This window comes from Thermomonas haemolytica, from assembly GCF_004346265.1.
Lineage (GTDB): Bacteria > Pseudomonadota > Gammaproteobacteria > Xanthomonadales > Xanthomonadaceae > Thermomonas > Thermomonas haemolytica.
Map to the genome: position 1 here is coordinate 310,316 of NZ_SMAP01000001.1, position 15,060 is coordinate 325,375.

11 protein-coding genes are annotated in these 15,060 nt (G+C 68.6%); 2 read left to right on the forward strand and 9 right to left on the reverse strand.

What is annotated here, in order from left to right:
• Positions 1–130: 130 nt before the first annotated feature.
• The 9 genes from tssE to EDC34_RS01560 all read right to left on the reverse strand — a co-directional run bounded on the left by tssE (position 131) and on the right by EDC34_RS01560 (position 12,065).
• Positions 131–571: a type VI secretion system baseplate subunit TssE gene (gene tssE / locus EDC34_RS01520; RefSeq protein WP_114959079.1), complete on the reverse strand. Its 441-nt coding sequence runs from the start codon at positions 569–571 to the stop codon at positions 131–133.
• Positions 572–608: 37 nt separating this feature from the next.
• Positions 609–1,097 (reverse strand): Hcp family type VI secretion system effector, encoded by a 489-nt coding sequence (locus tag EDC34_RS01525; protein ID WP_114959080.1) that lies wholly within the window; start codon positions 1,095–1,097, stop codon positions 609–611.
• A gap of 81 nt (positions 1,098–1,178) precedes the next feature.
• A complete protein-coding gene (gene tssC / locus EDC34_RS01530; RefSeq protein ID WP_114959081.1) occupies positions 1,179–2,663 on the reverse strand; it encodes a type VI secretion system contractile sheath large subunit in 1,485 nt (494 codons plus the stop codon).
• A gap of 48 nt (positions 2,664–2,711) precedes the next feature.
• Positions 2,712–3,224: a type VI secretion system contractile sheath small subunit gene (gene tssB, locus EDC34_RS01535; protein ID WP_114959082.1), complete on the reverse strand. Its 513-nt coding sequence runs from the start codon at positions 3,222–3,224 to the stop codon at positions 2,712–2,714.
• Between the two features lie 187 nt (positions 3,225–3,411).
• Positions 3,412–4,488 carry a type VI secretion system protein TssA gene (tssA, locus tag EDC34_RS01540; RefSeq protein WP_114959083.1) on the reverse strand — a complete coding sequence of 359 codons (1,077 nt, stop codon included), beginning with the start codon at positions 4,486–4,488 and terminating at the stop codon, positions 3,412–3,414.
• 21 nt (positions 4,489–4,509) lie between these two features.
• Complete coding sequence (locus EDC34_RS01545; protein ID WP_114959084.1) at positions 4,510–8,100, reverse strand: type VI secretion protein IcmF/TssM N-terminal domain-containing protein; 3,591 nt, start codon at positions 8,098–8,100, stop codon at positions 4,510–4,512.
• The gene (locus EDC34_RS01550; protein ID WP_114959085.1) at positions 8,097–9,515 is read right to left on the reverse strand and encodes a DotU family type IV/VI secretion system protein; all 1,419 of its coding nucleotides are present in this window, start codon (positions 9,513–9,515) and stop codon (positions 8,097–8,099) included. The genes EDC34_RS01545 and EDC34_RS01550 overlap by 4 nt, the downstream gene beginning before the upstream one ends.
• 3 nt (positions 9,516–9,518) lie before the next feature.
• Positions 9,519–10,949 (reverse strand): type VI secretion system baseplate subunit TssK, encoded by a 1,431-nt coding sequence (gene tssK / locus EDC34_RS01555; protein ID WP_114959086.1) that lies wholly within the window; start codon positions 10,947–10,949, stop codon positions 9,519–9,521.
• Between the two features lie 51 nt (positions 10,950–11,000).
• Positions 11,001–12,065 (reverse strand): TraB/GumN family protein, encoded by a 1,065-nt coding sequence (locus EDC34_RS01560; RefSeq protein ID WP_162797649.1) that lies wholly within the window; start codon positions 12,063–12,065, stop codon positions 11,001–11,003.
• A 239-nt stretch (positions 12,066–12,304) separates the two neighbouring features.
• Here EDC34_RS01560 and EDC34_RS01565 point away from each other — a divergent pair, with 239 nt between their 5' ends.
• Both EDC34_RS01565 and EDC34_RS12260 read left to right on the forward strand, forming a co-directional pair.
• On the forward strand, positions 12,305–13,003 hold the full coding sequence (locus EDC34_RS01565; RefSeq protein WP_114959270.1) for a response regulator: 699 nt from the start codon (positions 12,305–12,307) through the stop codon (positions 13,001–13,003).
• Positions 13,004–13,117: 114 nt separating this feature from the next.
• Positions 13,118–14,962: an MltA domain-containing protein gene (locus EDC34_RS12260; RefSeq protein WP_114959088.1), complete on the forward strand. Its 1,845-nt coding sequence runs from the start codon at positions 13,118–13,120 to the stop codon at positions 14,960–14,962.
• Positions 14,963–15,060: the final 98 nt, after the last annotated feature.

Consider the following 15,060-nt stretch of genomic DNA (forward strand, 5'->3'; position numbering starts at 1 on the left):
ATCCGCAAGCACCAGCGCATCGACGCATGCAGATGCCCACCGGCACGCGTGCACGATCGGATGCGAAGCCCGTTGACCGGCGCCCGACACATCGCAGGCGCCTCGCGGGACCAGCCGCGACCCGCCCGCATCAGCGCACGATGTAAGTCTGGGTATTGAGCTGCAGCACCGCGTCGAACTGGACCTTCTCGTTGTCTTCGCCCAGCTCCATCAATGCATCCACCCGGAAGCGCAGGGCGCGATCCAGCTCCTTCTGCGGTTCCAGGGTCACGCGCACCCGGGTCAGGCGCGACTCGTGCAGCGCAATGGCCTGTTCCAGCGCGCGCCGGATGCGGTCGCGATCGTGCGGGCTGAGCAGGCTGTATGACGAAAAATCCGGGATGCCGTACGTCAGCGAGGAGCCACGGCATTCCTTGAAGACCTCCGGGATCAGCCGAGCCCCTTCCGAGCGCGTATTGAGCAGCGCCTCCAGGTCGCGAGAGACCTCATTGCGCATCTCCAGCATCGATGGCCGGCGCCCCCCGTCTTCCGGGAGGGCGTCGGCCACCAGCCGATTGATCAAGCCGCGCATGGCCCGCGCCCCGACCCCGGCTCAACCCGCCGCCGCGTCACGCGGCGGTGTTCTTGGCGCGGTCCACGGTGACCACGGTATTGCCCTCCAGGCTGCCCTTGTCGCCCTGCTTCTTGTACTCCCACTTGAACTTGGTGGGCGACAGGGTGAGGGTTTCGTAGAACTCGCCGTCCTGGCCACCGCTGATCGCCAGCCCGGTGACGTAGATCTTCTCGAAATCGTAGGTCTGGTAATCCTGCTGGCCGGCCGAACCGCCGGCCTTGCGGAAAATCACCTTGCCCTTGGCGATGTGCTCGCCGGTCGCGGCGAACTTGGCCAGCACCGGCGAGGCAAGGTCCACCTTCTTGGTGACGGTGAAGTCGCTGAACACCGCCTTGCCGACGCCGCCACCACCGCCGGTGGCCATGTTGGAGGCACTATGCACGCCCCACTGGAAGCTTTGGATCTCGATCTTGTCCTTGTGCTTGGCGTCGGTGGACTCGCCCTTCACGCCGTCGAGCTCCAGGAACCCGTCAACTGTTGCCATGGCTGTTTCTCCTGACTATGGGAATGGAATAGGAAATGGGGAATCGGGAATGGATTGGCTGGATTTACCGCGGGAACCGGGTCAGCGCGCCGACTTGGGCAGCTCGGCCACCAGCCGCAGCGAGACGCTCAGCTCGTCCAGCTGGTAATGCGGCCGCAGGAACGCGACCGACTTGTAGGCGCCCGGCTTGCCCGGCACCTCGGCCACCTCGATCCGCGCTTCGCGCAGCGGGTACATCGCCTTGGATTCCTGCGAGGCGTTGTCGTCCAGCAGCACGTACTGCGAGATCCAGTTGTTGAGGAACAGCTCGACGCTGGACTTGCTGGCGAAGCTGCCGATCTTGTCGCGCATCATCGACTTCAGGTAATGCGCGATGCGGCTCACCGCGAAGATGTACTGCAGCTGCGAGGACAGCCGCGCATTGGCGTTGGCGGCGTCGGTGTTGTACTCCTTGGCCTTCTGCACCGACTGGGTGGAGAAGAACGCCGCGTAGTCGGTGCCCTTGCAGTGCACCAGCGGGATCAGCCCCAGGTCGGCCAGTTCCTTCTCTCGGCGATCGGTGATGGCGATCTCGGTGGGGCACTTCAGCGCCACCTCGCCGTCATCGGTGGCGAAGGTGTGGGTGGGCAGGCCCTCGACCAGGCCGCCGCCCTCCACGCCGCGGATGGCGGCGCACCAGCCGTACTTGGCGAACGCATCGGTCACCTTGCTGCCGAGGGCGTAGGCGGCGTTCATCCACAGGTACTTGTTGTGCTCGGTGCCGTCGGTGCGCTCGACGAAGTTGAAGGCCTCCACCGGCGCGGTATCCGGGCCGTACGGCAGGCGCCCCAGCACGTGCGGCAGGGTCAGGCCGACGTAGCGCGAGTCCTCGGAGGCGCGGAAGCTCTTCCACTTCGCGTACTCCACGGTATCGAAGATCTTGGCCAGGTCGCGCGGGCCGGAAAGCTCGGTGAAGTCGTCGAAGCCCAGCAACTCCGGCGAAGCTGCGCTCAGGAACGGCGCATGCGCCGCCGCGCACACGTGGGAGATCTCCTCGAGCAGGTACATGTCCTCGGGATGGCGGCCGAACTCGAAATCACCGATCAGGGTCGCGAACGGCGCGCCGCCGAAGGTGCCGTACTCCTCCTCATAGAGCTTCTTGAACAGCGTGCTCTGGTCGAAATCGGCGGCGTTCTTGAAGTCCTTGACCAGCTCTCTCTTGGTGGTGTTGAACACCTTGATCTTCAGGTTGGTGCCGGTCTCGGAGTTCTCCACCAGGTACTTCAGGCCGCGCCAGCTGCCCTCCAGCTGCTGGAACTCGGGCGCATGCATCACCGCCGAGAGTTGCTCGGACAGCACCCGGTCGATCTCGGCGATGCGCGCATCCAACGCGCCGATGGCGTCCTTGGAGACGGTCATCGCACCCTCGCTGACCTGCGCCACCAGCTCCGCGATCAGGTCGCGGGCGCGGGTGCGCTCGCTGTCGGAGCGCGCGATCTTGCTCTGGGTGAGGATCTGGTCCAGCAGGCCGCCCTCGGCGGCGTCCGCGGTCGCGGCCGGAGCCGCCAGGGTTTCGGTATTGGCCATGTGTGCTGATCTCGCTGGCTGGTCGTGGTCGGATGCCCTGGCGGGCGATCACTCGTCGGATTTCGCACCGACTTCCCTGCCCAGCTGGGCGATCTTGTCGGTGTTCTGCAGGACTTCGTTGAGCAGGTCCTCGAACTTGTCGTTACCGGCGGCCTTGTTGCGCAGGTCGGCCAGCTTCTGGCGCGCCTCCAGCAGCTTGCGCAGCGGCTCGATCTGGTTCACCACGCGCTCGGGGGAGAAATCCTCCAGGCTGCGGAAGGTGAGCTCCACGCTGAGCTTGGAGCCGTCCTCGGCCAGCTTGTTGTCCACTTGCATCTGCACGCGCGGCTTCATGCCCTTGAGCACGTCGTCGAAGTTGTCCTTGTCCACGTTGACGAACTTGCGGTCCTTCAGCTTGCCCAGCGGCTCCGCCGGCTGCCCGCTGAAATTGCCGACCACGCCGGCAACGAACGGGAGTTCCTTCTTCTCGATGGCATCGCCCACCTCGACGTCGTAGGTGAGCTGCACGCGCGGGGCGCGCACGCGATCGAGCTTGTGCTGGGTGCTTTCCTTCTTGGCCATGGGAGTCCCCGGACGCGTTGGTGGATGCGGGTGGCAGGACCGGAACGACACCGCATGGGTAGGTCTTTCCGGGATGTGCCAGCGAGTCTAGGAAGCCGCCTGCAATCGCAACATCCCTCGGACGGCCAGACTTCGGCATATGCCGTTCGGCGTGGACCGATGCAGCGATCCGCGGGCCGGCACTGCTTCATTCGCTGGGCGACAGGCCCACGCGCTCGCGGATCGAGGACAGCGTGCTCTGGTCGCGCACCACCTCCTCCAGCCACTGCTCCAGCGGCATGTTGGCCCAAGCCACCGCGCGCTCCAGCAGGTAGGCCACCGGGCTATGCGGCTCGGTGCGGCGGAAGAACCCGGCGATCTCCCCGAGCGCGCGCAGGGCGGCATCCTTGGAGGCCAGGCTGGAAGCATTCAAGTCGAGCGCCGTGGCTCCCGATGCAGCGACGCCCTGGACCACCCCCGTCTCGCCCGCGGCAGGCTCGCCATCGACCGCTGCGACCCCGCCCAGGCCCTTGGCGCTGGCCAGCCGCGTATACACGGTCTGGATCTTCTTCAGTGCATCGTCAATCGCGGCCAGGCTGGGCGCCTCACGGCCCAATCGCGCGTCGCTAACCGCCGCCAGCCGCGCGAACGACTCGCGCGCTGCCTGCACCTGCTCGAGCCGCTCGCGCAGCATCGCCTCGGGCACCCCCTGCATGCGCGCATCGAAGGTCTCGCCATTGATGCGGCCCTCGTCCAGGGCGGCCTGATAGGCCTCGGCGTTCTGGCGGCCGAGGTTGTCCACCTCGCGCGAATCGATCCAACCGGCCAGGGTCAGCGGTGCCTGCGGATCGTCGTTGAGGCGCACGCCCAGCAGCGCCTTGCTGCCCCAGGCGGCGAACCACGCCAGCTTGCCGGCGCGCTCCTCCAGGTCGCCATCCTCGGCACGCGGGTACAGCCCATCCCAATAGGTCTCCAGCAGGCCGGTGAGCAGGTCGAAGCCGTCACGCGCACCTTCCAGCCCATGCCGCGCGATCAGCGCCTCGCCCAGCCAGACCGCGGCCTGCAAATCTTTGCTGATCCGCCGCAACACGTCCTCGGACAGCGACTGGGCTTCCCGCCAGTCGGCCACCTTCAGCTCCGTCTGCCAATCCCCCTGGGCCAGGTTGGGATCGTCCGCGCGGCGTGCCTCGCGGATGCGGTCGAACAGATCGGAGAAGCTGGCATCGCTGCCGGCAGGGTCGCCGCCCGGGATGGGCGCAAGCAGTTCATTCACGTCGATGGCCATGGGGCCTCCTGTTGGTTGGGTTCAATCGAGGATGACGGCGGGCACTTCCGCGCGCGCATTGCTTGCGCCGAGATAGCGCTGCATCTCGTCGGACAGCTCCACCTTCAGGAACACCCGCGCGCCGCGAAAGCCAAGCTGCGCCAGGCGCTGGCGCAACGGCGCCCACTGCGCGGGGCTGTAGCTGGACTGGAAATCCTCCAGCGTGTAGGCGTGCGCGCCGGTCGCGAAGTCCTTGATCAGCACGGTGAATCCTTCCGCGCCGGCATAGGTGCGCACCAGCACCACCTCCTCGGGACTGGAGGCGGCGGCATGCATCTGGCTGGTGGCGGGATCGAATTCCTGGACCGCGGCGCTCGCATCCGGGGGCACTGCGACCGGGATGCGGATGCGCGCCTGCAGGCAGCTCGAAGGCGACCAGAACACCTGCGCGGTGGCGTCCGCCAGCGACGGACCGGCGGAACTCGCGCGGTACACGCGTTCGCGGCACTCCACCTCGAACACGGTGCCGGATTCGCCCTCGTCGAGCGCCCCGAGCTGGCTGGGTTGCAGGGTGAAGCTTCCCGCCAGGAACGGAGCGACGTTGCCCAGCACGGGCTGGAACCGCCGCTCGGCCGCCAGCATCCCCTGGTATGCGGACGACAGCGGCATGGCGACGCCGGCCACCTTCACCGGCAGGCGTTCCTTTTCGGTAATGAAAGGCTTGAGCCAGTCGTTGATGAAGGCCGCCAGCTTGCCCTGCGGGCCATACAGCGCATCCACCTGCTGCTCCGGCGGCAATGCCGCCAGCGGCGTCACCACGCTCTCGCGCCAGCGCGCCTGCACGTACTGGCCGGCCCGGTGCACGGTGAGGAACAGCAGCAGGCGCGATGGCCCCTGCACCACCGACCAGGCGGCCAGGTCGTCGCCCTTGAACGCGGTGGCATACCGTTCGGGCGGCTTGTCCACGGCATCCAGCAGGCGGGTGTAGTCGCTGGCCGGCGGCTTGTCGGCCTTGCCCTTGCCGGCGAACAGGTCGGAGGCAAGCTGGTACACATCCTCGCCGGAGCCTTCCGCCTGCAGCCGCAGGTAGGCGCGCGCATAGTCGGGGCGCTGGCCTGCCAACACGTCGAACTGGGTCTCACGCATCGCCAGCAGCCATACCGGCGGCGGGATGCGCTCGCCGCCGAAACGGAACCCGTCCGCCACGAAGCGCCCGAACGGACGCCAGGAAGAAAGCCAGCCGGCCTTCATCTGCGCCCAGGTCGCGGCCCAGCGCGCCGCGAGCGGCCAGTCGAACGGCAACTCGTACAGGTTGCGCTGGGCTGAAGCGAAAAAAAGCGTGTACGGGTCCTCCTTGCCGCCCGCGCGCGCCAGCAGGTCGCCGTAGCGCCCGCGCCACAGCCCAAGACCGTCGCCGAAGCGCGCCTGGAAGCGCGCCCACTGCGAGAAATAGTCGTGGAAGTAGGCATCGCGCAGGTCGTCGATACGGGATGCGCGGTCCGGGGCCTGCCGGCGCAGGGTGGCCAGCATCGGCTGCACCACGCCCTCCCAGGCATCGCGGGTATAGGCGCGGGAGATGCCTGCCGCAGGGCCGCCGTCGGTGCCCACCACAGTGCCCTGCGGCAGCCAGAAGGTCGCCAGATCGATGCCGTTCCCGCGCGCATCCGCCCACTGCCGCAAATCGGCCGCCCGCGGGCTATAGCCCGCCAGCAGCTTGTTCAGCAGGCCCTCCAGACGGGCGCGCTCGGCCTCACGGACGTTTTTTTTTTGCCACCGCAGGTAGCCGAGGTAGGTGGCGAACAGGGCGTCGGCGTTGTCGCGGTCGCGTCGGGTATCGTTGTTGGCGCTCACGAAAGGGGCGAACAGCCTTGAGCGCGCATCGAAGCTGACATTGTTGGGCAGCTCGCGCTCGCGGCAGCCATTGCCACTGCCCGTACAGACATCCAGCAGGCGCAGGCGCTGGCTGAGCGCAAGCAGATGTTCGATCCCGGCCCGGCGCTGGTCGATGTCGGTCGCCAGCATCTGGTCCTCGGGCGCCAGGATCAGGTTGGCGAAATCCTCCACCACCCGCTGCTTGAGCCGGTCGATGTCGGCGTCCGCACGGCGCACCCCGAAACTCAGCCAGCTCTCGCCCTGCGCGGCCTCCAGCTCTTCGATCGTGCGCCCGCAGCTGGCCACCCACTCGATGCGCCCGGTGGAGGTGCGGTCGGCCACGTCGGCGCAGGCGCTGCGGGTCTGCGCCAGCAGCGCGGCATCGTCGCGGTGTGCGACCTTCAGGCCATAGGCGAACGAGGCCGACAGGCCCAGCATCGCCAGCACGCCCACCCCGGCGATCGCCATCCGCCCGGCATTGCCGCGAAAGCTGCTGCCGGCCAGCGGCTGGTCGCTGGGCAGGAAGCGGGTGAACAGGTCGGCGACGAACGCCCCGCCGCGATGGGCGGCATCCGCGGCGCCGGCGAAGTACAGGCCGCGCCAGCGCGGGGTGCGCTGGAACGGATTGTCTTCCAGCATCAGCCCCACGAACTGTGCCAACCCACTGCGCGCCCCCCCCAGGGACTCGATGAAATCGAACACCGCGCGCCGCTGCGCCGGGGTGTGCTGGGCGCGCAGCAGGGTCATGCGCAGCGCGTGCAGGCGGTCCTCGATCGGCTGCATCACCTCGTCGATGCGCCCGCTGCTGGCCGCGCTGACCACCTCGTTCTCGGCAAAGCGGTGCCCCAGCGCCTGCGCGAATGCCTCCTGCGGCAGGCTGGCGCGCAGCTGGGCATAGCCCGGCAGCCGGTCCAGGCCACTCACCACGAAATACACCGGCATCTGCACCTGCAGATGCTCCATCGCCTCGTCCACCAGCCGGCGCAGGCGGGTGGCGGTGTCCTTCAGCGCCTCGGCCGGCCCCAGCAGGGTCTGCGCCGATACCGCCACCACGATGCCGTTGAGCGGCAGCTTCTCACGCTCGTCGGCCAGCTTCATCAGTGCCTGGTACCAGAGCCCACGCTCCAGCCGCGCGCCGGGATCGCAAACCAGGCGTGGGTGGGTCTCGATGGCGATCATCGATTTGAAGAACCACCAGCGCCAGACCTCGTCCGCCTCCATCTCCGGCTTGTCCGGCGCAGGGAATGGCGACACCTCGCTGCCGGCGCGCAACAGGCCGGCCACGTCGGCCGTGGCATCGCCGATGAACAAGACCCACGGGATGCGATACAGCGGGTTGCGTCCCTGCGCGATTTCCGGCGAGCGCGCGATGATGCGCTTGGCCTCGTCGATGGCGGCGGTCATCTTCGCCACCGGCTCGCGCTCTTCCTCCGGATTACCCGGACCGAGGTCGCCGATGCGCTTGCGGGTGCGGCCCTTCAGCGAGGCCTTGCGCTGGCCGGCCATGAACCACCACAGCACCACCACGGCGACCACGCACAGCCCCAGTACCTGCCAGAACCGCATCGGCAACTGCGGCAGGATCGCCAGCGCCAGGAACACCAGACCGGCCAGCACCAGTGCCAGCAGCAACGTCACTACGATCCAACGCAGCCACGGCGTGCGCGCAGCATCCGAGCCGCGCGAATACAGCGAGCCGATCCGCGCGAACACGCTGCCGATCGACGAGAACAGGTTTTCCACGAAACTCAGCGGGCTCATTGGGCAGGCTCCTGCGAGGGCACCGCGTCCGCCGGCATGGCGCAGGCCATCATCGCCTGCGACTTCCGCGCAGGATCGGTCTCGGGCTCGGTTTGCATGAACAGGTGCGCGGCCAGCAATTGCGGATTGCCGCGGTTGGCTTCCAGCATCTGGCGCAGTTTTGGCAGGTACTCCTGCGCGGGCTGCACCTCGGGCAGGGTCTCCTGATACAGCGGGCGCGGCGAGGCGACCACGGTGATCATTTCCTGCCCGAACGGCGGACAGATGGTCCAGGTCCGGTTCGGCGTGGCGCCGACCTCGAACTGCTCCAGCGCATGCAGCAGCCGCCCGCTGCCGGGTTCGCCGGCGTTTGGATAGATGTGCGCCACGTCGCCATTGACGGTGTAGTAATCGACGTACAGGTAGCCGTCGTAATTGGGTTGCTGGAGCTTGACGATCACGTTCTCGCCTTCCAAGAAGCGATCGGAGTGGCCGACGCTGGGAGTGATGACCAGGTGCTGCCCGCTGTCGTCATTGCGCGCCTTGTACGGCGCCAGCAGCCGCACGACCTCGCAATGCGGCCAGATCCGCAGCTGCAGCTGGGCATCCACCGACTTCACCCCCTCGATCGCCGCCAGTTGCTGGCGGATGGCGGCCATGTCCTCGGTGCTCTTGGCATATCCGCTGATCTTGACCGCTCCGCGGTCTTCGTCGACGTCGGCAGTGAGATCGGCACAATCGGCATTGAACTTCGCCACCACCTGCTGCACCGGCACCGACAGCAGCGGCTTGGGCGCCGCCAGCAGGATCCACAGCAGATAGACCAGGGGAATCAGCAGCGCCACCAGCGCGCCGATGCCGAGCAGTGCCCGGTCCCACTGGCGCGGAAGCTTCGGACCGGCGGGATCGGGAACACCGTAAGGTTGCGGCGTGATTTTTTCCTCGCGCAGGGTATGCACCGGCGCCGGCGCGATCGGCAGCTGGCGCGCGTGCAGTTCCTTGAGCTTGCCGAGCTCGCCGGTATCGCCGGTCTCGTAGTAATATTGACCGACGAACCCGCACAGCAAGGCGTGGTAGTACACCTCGCGCACCTCGTCCTGCTCCTGCTTGAGCGCGGACAGATGGCTGAAGAACTCGTTGCCGGCATTGTTGGTGGTGAACATCGCCACCTGTAGCGGGGGCACCCCGCTGGTCAGCCAGGCCGGGTTGCGGGCCATGATCTCGTCGATCCAGGCCACCACTGCGAACGCGGCATCATCCACCTGCTCCGGGCGCTTGCCATCGGCCAGCGCCGCGCTGCGCGCGCGCTCGATCAGCTCGCGCGCACGCGCGGTGACGCTGGCCGCGGCATCGCCGGCCTGGCCGGCGGCCACCTGTTCGTCCAGCGCCAGGCCGAAGGCGAACACCGGGGAAAAATGGTGCAGCAACCGGGCCATGGGTCACTCCTGTCCCGCGACCGGGTACAGCTTGATGACGGTCGAATCCGGCGGCAGGTCGGAGAACACCGCGATGTTGCGGCCGTTCTTGATCATCTGCCAGAACGGATGGGTGGTATCGACCAGGAAATACGTGGTGTTCGGGCTCTTCTGCGGCAGCTCTTCGGGCGGCACCGGCAGCAGGTCGATCTTCAGGCCGAACAGCGCCGCCGACAGCAGCCGCGGCATCTCGTCCAGCGAGGCGATCTTGCCGGTGCGCGACAGCCGCGCGAACAGGTCGGCCCCCTTCTGCTCGGACTCGAAGGCGAGATAGAAGCGCGTCTTGTCGCTCTCGAACAGGTTGGCCGGGAGGTCGGCGCGGTAGAAGCGTCCGTCGTAGGCCAGGGTGATGCCGACCTCGGCGCCGACGGTGAGCGCCTTGATCAGGGCCTCGGCACGGTCGAAACCAAGCCGGAAGCAGCGCCGCAGGTTCTCGTGGTCGTACTCCGGCAATTCGGTATCGCGCGGGCTGCCGGCCAACTCGCCGAAATAGCCGATGTCCTCGGAGAACACCGAGAACTCCGCGACCAGCCGGCGCAGGTCCTGGTACATCGCGTAGGCACCGACCGTCCCCAGCCGCGCATGCTCCTGGAACAGCGGGATGTAGCGGGCGAAAGTCTGCATCATGGCGACCCGCATCACCTCCTGCGCACTGGTGGACGCCGCGCGGATGCCGCGCTGGCGCTTGATCGCGGCGAAATCCTGGCCGCGCGAGATCAGCAGGTCGCGCAGGGCGCGGGTCCAGCGCGCGAGGTTGTGCGAGGCCGTGATGGCGGTGACCGGTGGGATGTAATCGCTGGAAAGCTTGAACTTGCCCGGACCGGCCGGCAGCAGCTCGGCGAATTTGTAGCCGTCGGCACCGCGCACGATCGCCTCGGCATTCTCGTCCTGGCCGGTGATGATGTTGGCCTGGTACAGCAGGAAATCGATCTCCGCTTCCGGCGCCTGCGGGTCGAACGGGTCGGCCAGGCTCTCGCTGGCCAGCACGTGCCGCGCCTGCATGCGCCCAGAGTCGTTACGGCCCAGACCCTGCAGGGTGCACTCGGGATCGAACACCAGCCACAGCGGGATCGGGTCGTTGCCGGTCACCCGCAGATCCGCGATGTTGCGCTGGGGCACGCGCATATTGCCGGCGCCGCCATCGGCACTGCCACCGTGCAGCCGTTCGCCCCGGCGCGTCACCAGCACGCAGTGCTCGACATCCACTACCCCGCTGGCGAGCGCATCCTCGCGCAGGCGTAGCGCCTCGAACCCCCACGGAAACGGCGTCATCCGCAGGTGCAGCGCGTGCCTGCACGCCTGGTCCCAGGCGTCCTGCGCCTGCAAATGCTGCGGGCTCAGAAACGCCCCCTGCCCCCAATGGACCTGCCGGTCGCCGCGCATCGCGAATGCCATTCGTCCTGCCCCCTCGTGATCCCGTCGCTCACCAACAACGCAAATCGGCGCCTACAGCGGCACCGCCTCGACCGTGTAGCCATCCCGGCGCAGGCGCGCGATCAGTCCATCCGGACCGACCAGATGCACCGCCCCCACCGCCACGAACCCACCGCCGTCCTGAAACAGCGTTTCCAGCGGGCCGATCCAGCGCGCATTGCGCTCCTCCAGCAGGCACAGCCGCGCGCGCTGCTCGACTGCTCGTGCCGGGGCGTCCAGCCCATCCATGCGATCGATGCTGGCCAGCCAGGCATCGAGGTTGCGACTGCGATAGAACGCCATCGCCTCGGCCGACTCGATCCGTAGCACCCACGACTTGCGCAGGCGCTCCGCCAGCACCTGCGCATGCTCCGCGGCCGGCACGCAGTCCAGTGCCTGCAGCTGCTCCTGCAGTGTCTCCAGATGCAGCATGCGCTTGCCCGCGGCGGCGGCCATGCGCTGCAGGCGCGCGTCCATGCTGGCCTCGCCGGCGTTCTCGCCGCGCGCCTCCAGTAGCGCCAGCACCGCCCACGGCTTCATCCGCTGCAGGTCCTGGCGCGGCACCGCCGGCAGCAGGGCCTGCGCCAATGCCAGCGCCTCCTTGCCAATCAGCGATTCCAGTGGCGTCTCCACCGGCAGCCAGCGGTAGCCGTCGTAGTCCGGCCGCCACGGTGAATCCACGTCCACCTCGTTGGCGAAGGCCTCCGCTCCCTCCAGCAGCGGCGCGAGCACGGCGTAGTCGATGCCCTGCTCCTGCGGCGTGCCGAAATGGATGGTGCCGAGCAGGTAGCTGGGCGCAGGCGCCGTGAGTTCTGTGCGATCGGCCATCTCCGCGGGCAACGGCGCGGCCGCCGGCGGCGTCACCTTGAACAGCACCCCGCGCTCGCGCACCGCCGGAAGAAAAGGGGATGGCGGTGGCGACACCGGCGGCGCCTGCACCTCCTGCGCCGCATCCGCCTGCATCTGCGCCGGCGATGACAGCGACGGCCGTGGCGCCTGCTGCACCGCATCCTGCGCCAATGCCGATCCCGGGCCGCAGGCGAACGCCACGCCGGCGAGGACGTACGTGGCGGCGCGCATGCGGAGGGCTGCGGTCATCGTCATGGGTGGATCGGGCAGGCGCTGCCGGGACGGCATGCGTGGCGGCATTCTTGGATGCGGTCCGCCGCGCGGCCATATGGCGTAGGAGCTATGCCGTAGGGACGAGCGCGGTGGATTGCTGTCCGCTCGCGCCGGCTTCTATCGTGGAATGCGTAGGACAGGCACGGATGGCAACCGACCATCCGCGGGGGATGCCACGCCGCCGCAACGCGCGGCACTTGCACGCAGGTGGCCATGTGAAAGTACTGCTGGCGGATGACCACCGCCTGATCATCGAAGGCGTGAAGCTCAAGCTGGCGGAACTCGATCCGGCGGTGGAAGTCGTAGTCGCGATGCGCCAAGACGAACTCGAGCAGGCGCTGGCCGAGCACCGCGACAGCCTCGACCTCGCGCTGCTGGATATCAGCATGCCCGGCACCCACGGCCATGCGCACATCGCGCGCCTACGCGAGGCGGCGCCCGCGCTGCCGATCATCGTGCTGTCCGGCACCGAGGACGTGGCACTGATGCGCACGCTGATGGAACTGGGCGTGCAGGGCTTCATCCCCAAGGCCTACTCCCCGGAGGTGATGCTCTCGGCGATCCGGCTGGTGCTGGCCGGTGGCATCTACGTACCTCCCTTGCTGCTGGCCAGCGCCCAGGCGCAGGGCTGGCAGCCGGGCGATGCGCGCCTGCAGCAGGCCACGACCGGCGCTGCGGCGGCGCCCGCGGCAGCCGGAACACCTTCGCTGGACGGCCTGCGCCGGCTGCTGACCGAACGCCAGATCGACGTGATGCGGCTGCTGTCGCAGGGCAAGCCGAACAAGCTGATCGCGCGCGACCTCGGCATCAGCGAGGGCACGGTCAAGATCCACCTGGCGGCGATCTTCCGCGCGCTGAACGTGCGCAACCGGGTGGAGGCGGTGGTGGCCTCGCGCCGCTTGCAGGGGCTCTGAGCACCCGGCAGGCCACACGCACTGGCCGCCATAGTGCATCCGCCGTATTGCCGCCTCGCGGGCACCGGCGCAGCCTGTCCGCGATCACGCGGCAGCCTGCCGTGGAGGCACCCCATGACCGCTTTCACGCCGTCCCGTCCTTCTCGCACCCGCCCCGGCCGCCTGCGCAGCCTGCTGCTGGCCGGCGGCATCGCCCTCGCCACCCTGGCCTCCGCGCAAAGCGCGCTGCCACCGCCGGAAGCCCCCACCAATCCGGCGCTCGGGCCCGCCTTCGCCACCCGCAACGCCGCCTACGTGCCGGTGCTGCTGGAGGAAATCCCGGGCTGGGACGAGGAGAACCTCGGCGAGTTGCAGGCCAGCTTCGCCACCAACTGCAAGGCCATGCAGAAGCGCAGCGCCTGGGCGCCGCTATGCGCGCGGATGGCGCGCCTGCCGAAGGACGATGCCGCGCTGCGCCAGTTCCTGCAGGAGGAGTTCTATGCCTACCAGATGCTCACCCCCACCCGCAGTGCCACCGGAAAACTGACCGGCTACTTCGAGCCGCTGATCGCCGGCGCGCTGCGCCGCGAAGGCGCCTACCGCTATCCGGTGTACGGCGTTCCCTCCGACATGTACATGGTCGATGCGCGCACCGTGGCCGGACAGCCCACGCGCTGGCTGAAGGCCAGCGACGGCCTGCTGGCGGGTGCCGAAGCCGGCGACCCCGGCGCACGCGAATACCGGATCGAGCTGGCCGGGGCGGTTCCGAACCCGCGCGACAAGCGCTACCGGGTACGGATCGAGGGCGACGCGGTGAAGCCCTACTACACCCGCCAGCAGATCGACGCCAACGGCATCGATGCACCGGTGCTGGCCTGGGTGGCCGACCCCTACAAGCTCTATTCGATGCAGATCCAGGGCTCCGGCAAGATCCAGCTGAAGGACGGTGGGTTGATCCGGCTGGCGTATGCCGAGCAGAACGGACAGCCGTTCATGCCCAACGCCACCCGCGGCGATACCGACGCGATGCTGCTGGCGATCAAGGCGCGTGGACTCGAAGCGCCGCTGGAGGTAGAAGTCCCTGGCGGCACCCGCGGCATGAAGAAGTCCGGTGGCAATTCGGCGGTGGATGCGGAAGTAGCACGCATCGTGGCCGCGCTGCAGGGAGGCCAGGTGGCTCCCTCCGCGACGGCGCCCGCCAGCAGGCCAGCGGCCCAGCGCCCCAAGCATGCCGTCGCCAAGTCCCGGCCGGCGGCGGGCGCGACCGCCGCGCCGCGGGTCGATTCGGCCGAGGTCGAGGCGATGATCCAGCTGCTACTGCATGCGCCGGTGGCGGATGAGACCTACACAGCGCCGACCGAAGCCGGCACGGGCATCACCGAAGCGATCGGCGCGACCGCCGCAACCACCGGTTCGCCTGCGCCGCGGCCTGCGGGTGCGGCCGCGCCGGCCAGCACGGGCGGCAGCGCGCGGCTGGATTTTTCCGACTATGCCGGCAGCGCGGGCAAGCCGGCCGGGCAGGCCCAGGGCAGCGGCACCGGCGTCCCCGCGACCGGCATCCCCGACCCCAGCTACGTGTTCTTCCGGCGCATCGCCGATGGCCCGGAAGGCCCGATCGGCGCGCTCGGCGTGCCGCTCAGCGCCGGCCGTTCGATCGCGGTCGATCCGCGCGCCACCCCGCTCGGCGCCCCGGTCTTCATCGAAGGCACCCAGCCCGGCAGCGACGCGCCGATGCGGCGACTGGTGTTCGCGCAGGACACCGGCGGCGCGATCCGCGGTAGCGTGCGCGGCGATTTCTTCTGGGGCTTCGGCGACAAGGCCGGGAAGATGGCGCTGGCCACCAACCAGCCGGTGCGGATGTGGCTGCTGCTGCCGAAGGCGGTCGCAGGCAGCGCCGCCGCCAGCGGCATCAAGACCCGCGGGCATGCCGCCCTACGCGACTGCGCGGTGCCCGACGACGAGCTGTGCGTGGAGGAGTGATGGCGCGTCGCCGGAGGGCATAGGCCATCCGGCGAATGGGCGCGGCCACGGGCGCTGCCTAGCCTGTGCCCTGGTCCGGCGCGCGCGGTGCGCGGTCC

Coding starts and splice junctions, on each gene's coding strand:
- tssE (WP_114959079.1), bottom strand. CDS start 571: ATGCGCGGCTTGATCAATCGGCTGGTGGCCGACGCCCTCCCGGAAGAC.
- EDC34_RS01525 (WP_114959080.1), bottom strand. CDS start 1,097: ATGGCAACAGTTGACGGGTTCCTGGAGCTCGACGGCGTGAAGGGCGAG.
- tssC (WP_114959081.1), bottom strand. CDS start 2,663: ATGGCCAATACCGAAACCCTGGCGGCTCCGGCCGCGACCGCGGACGCC.
- tssB (WP_114959082.1), bottom strand. CDS start 3,224: ATGGCCAAGAAGGAAAGCACCCAGCACAAGCTCGATCGCGTGCGCGCC.
- tssA (WP_114959083.1), bottom strand. CDS start 4,488: ATGGCCATCGACGTGAATGAACTGCTTGCGCCCATCCCGGGCGGCGAC.
- EDC34_RS01545 (WP_114959084.1), bottom strand. CDS start 8,100: ATGAGCCCGCTGAGTTTCGTGGAAAACCTGTTCTCGTCGATCGGCAGC.
- EDC34_RS01550 (WP_114959085.1), bottom strand. CDS start 9,515: ATGGCCCGGTTGCTGCACCATTTTTCCCCGGTGTTCGCCTTCGGCCTG.
- tssK (WP_114959086.1), bottom strand. CDS start 10,949: ATGGCATTCGCGATGCGCGGCGACCGGCAGGTCCATTGGGGGCAGGGG.
- EDC34_RS01560 (WP_162797649.1), bottom strand. CDS start 12,065: ATGACCGCAGCCCTCCGCATGCGCGCCGCCACGTACGTCCTCGCCGGC.
- EDC34_RS12260 (WP_114959088.1), top strand. CDS start 13,118: ATGACCGCTTTCACGCCGTCCCGTCCTTCTCGCACCCGCCCCGGCCGC.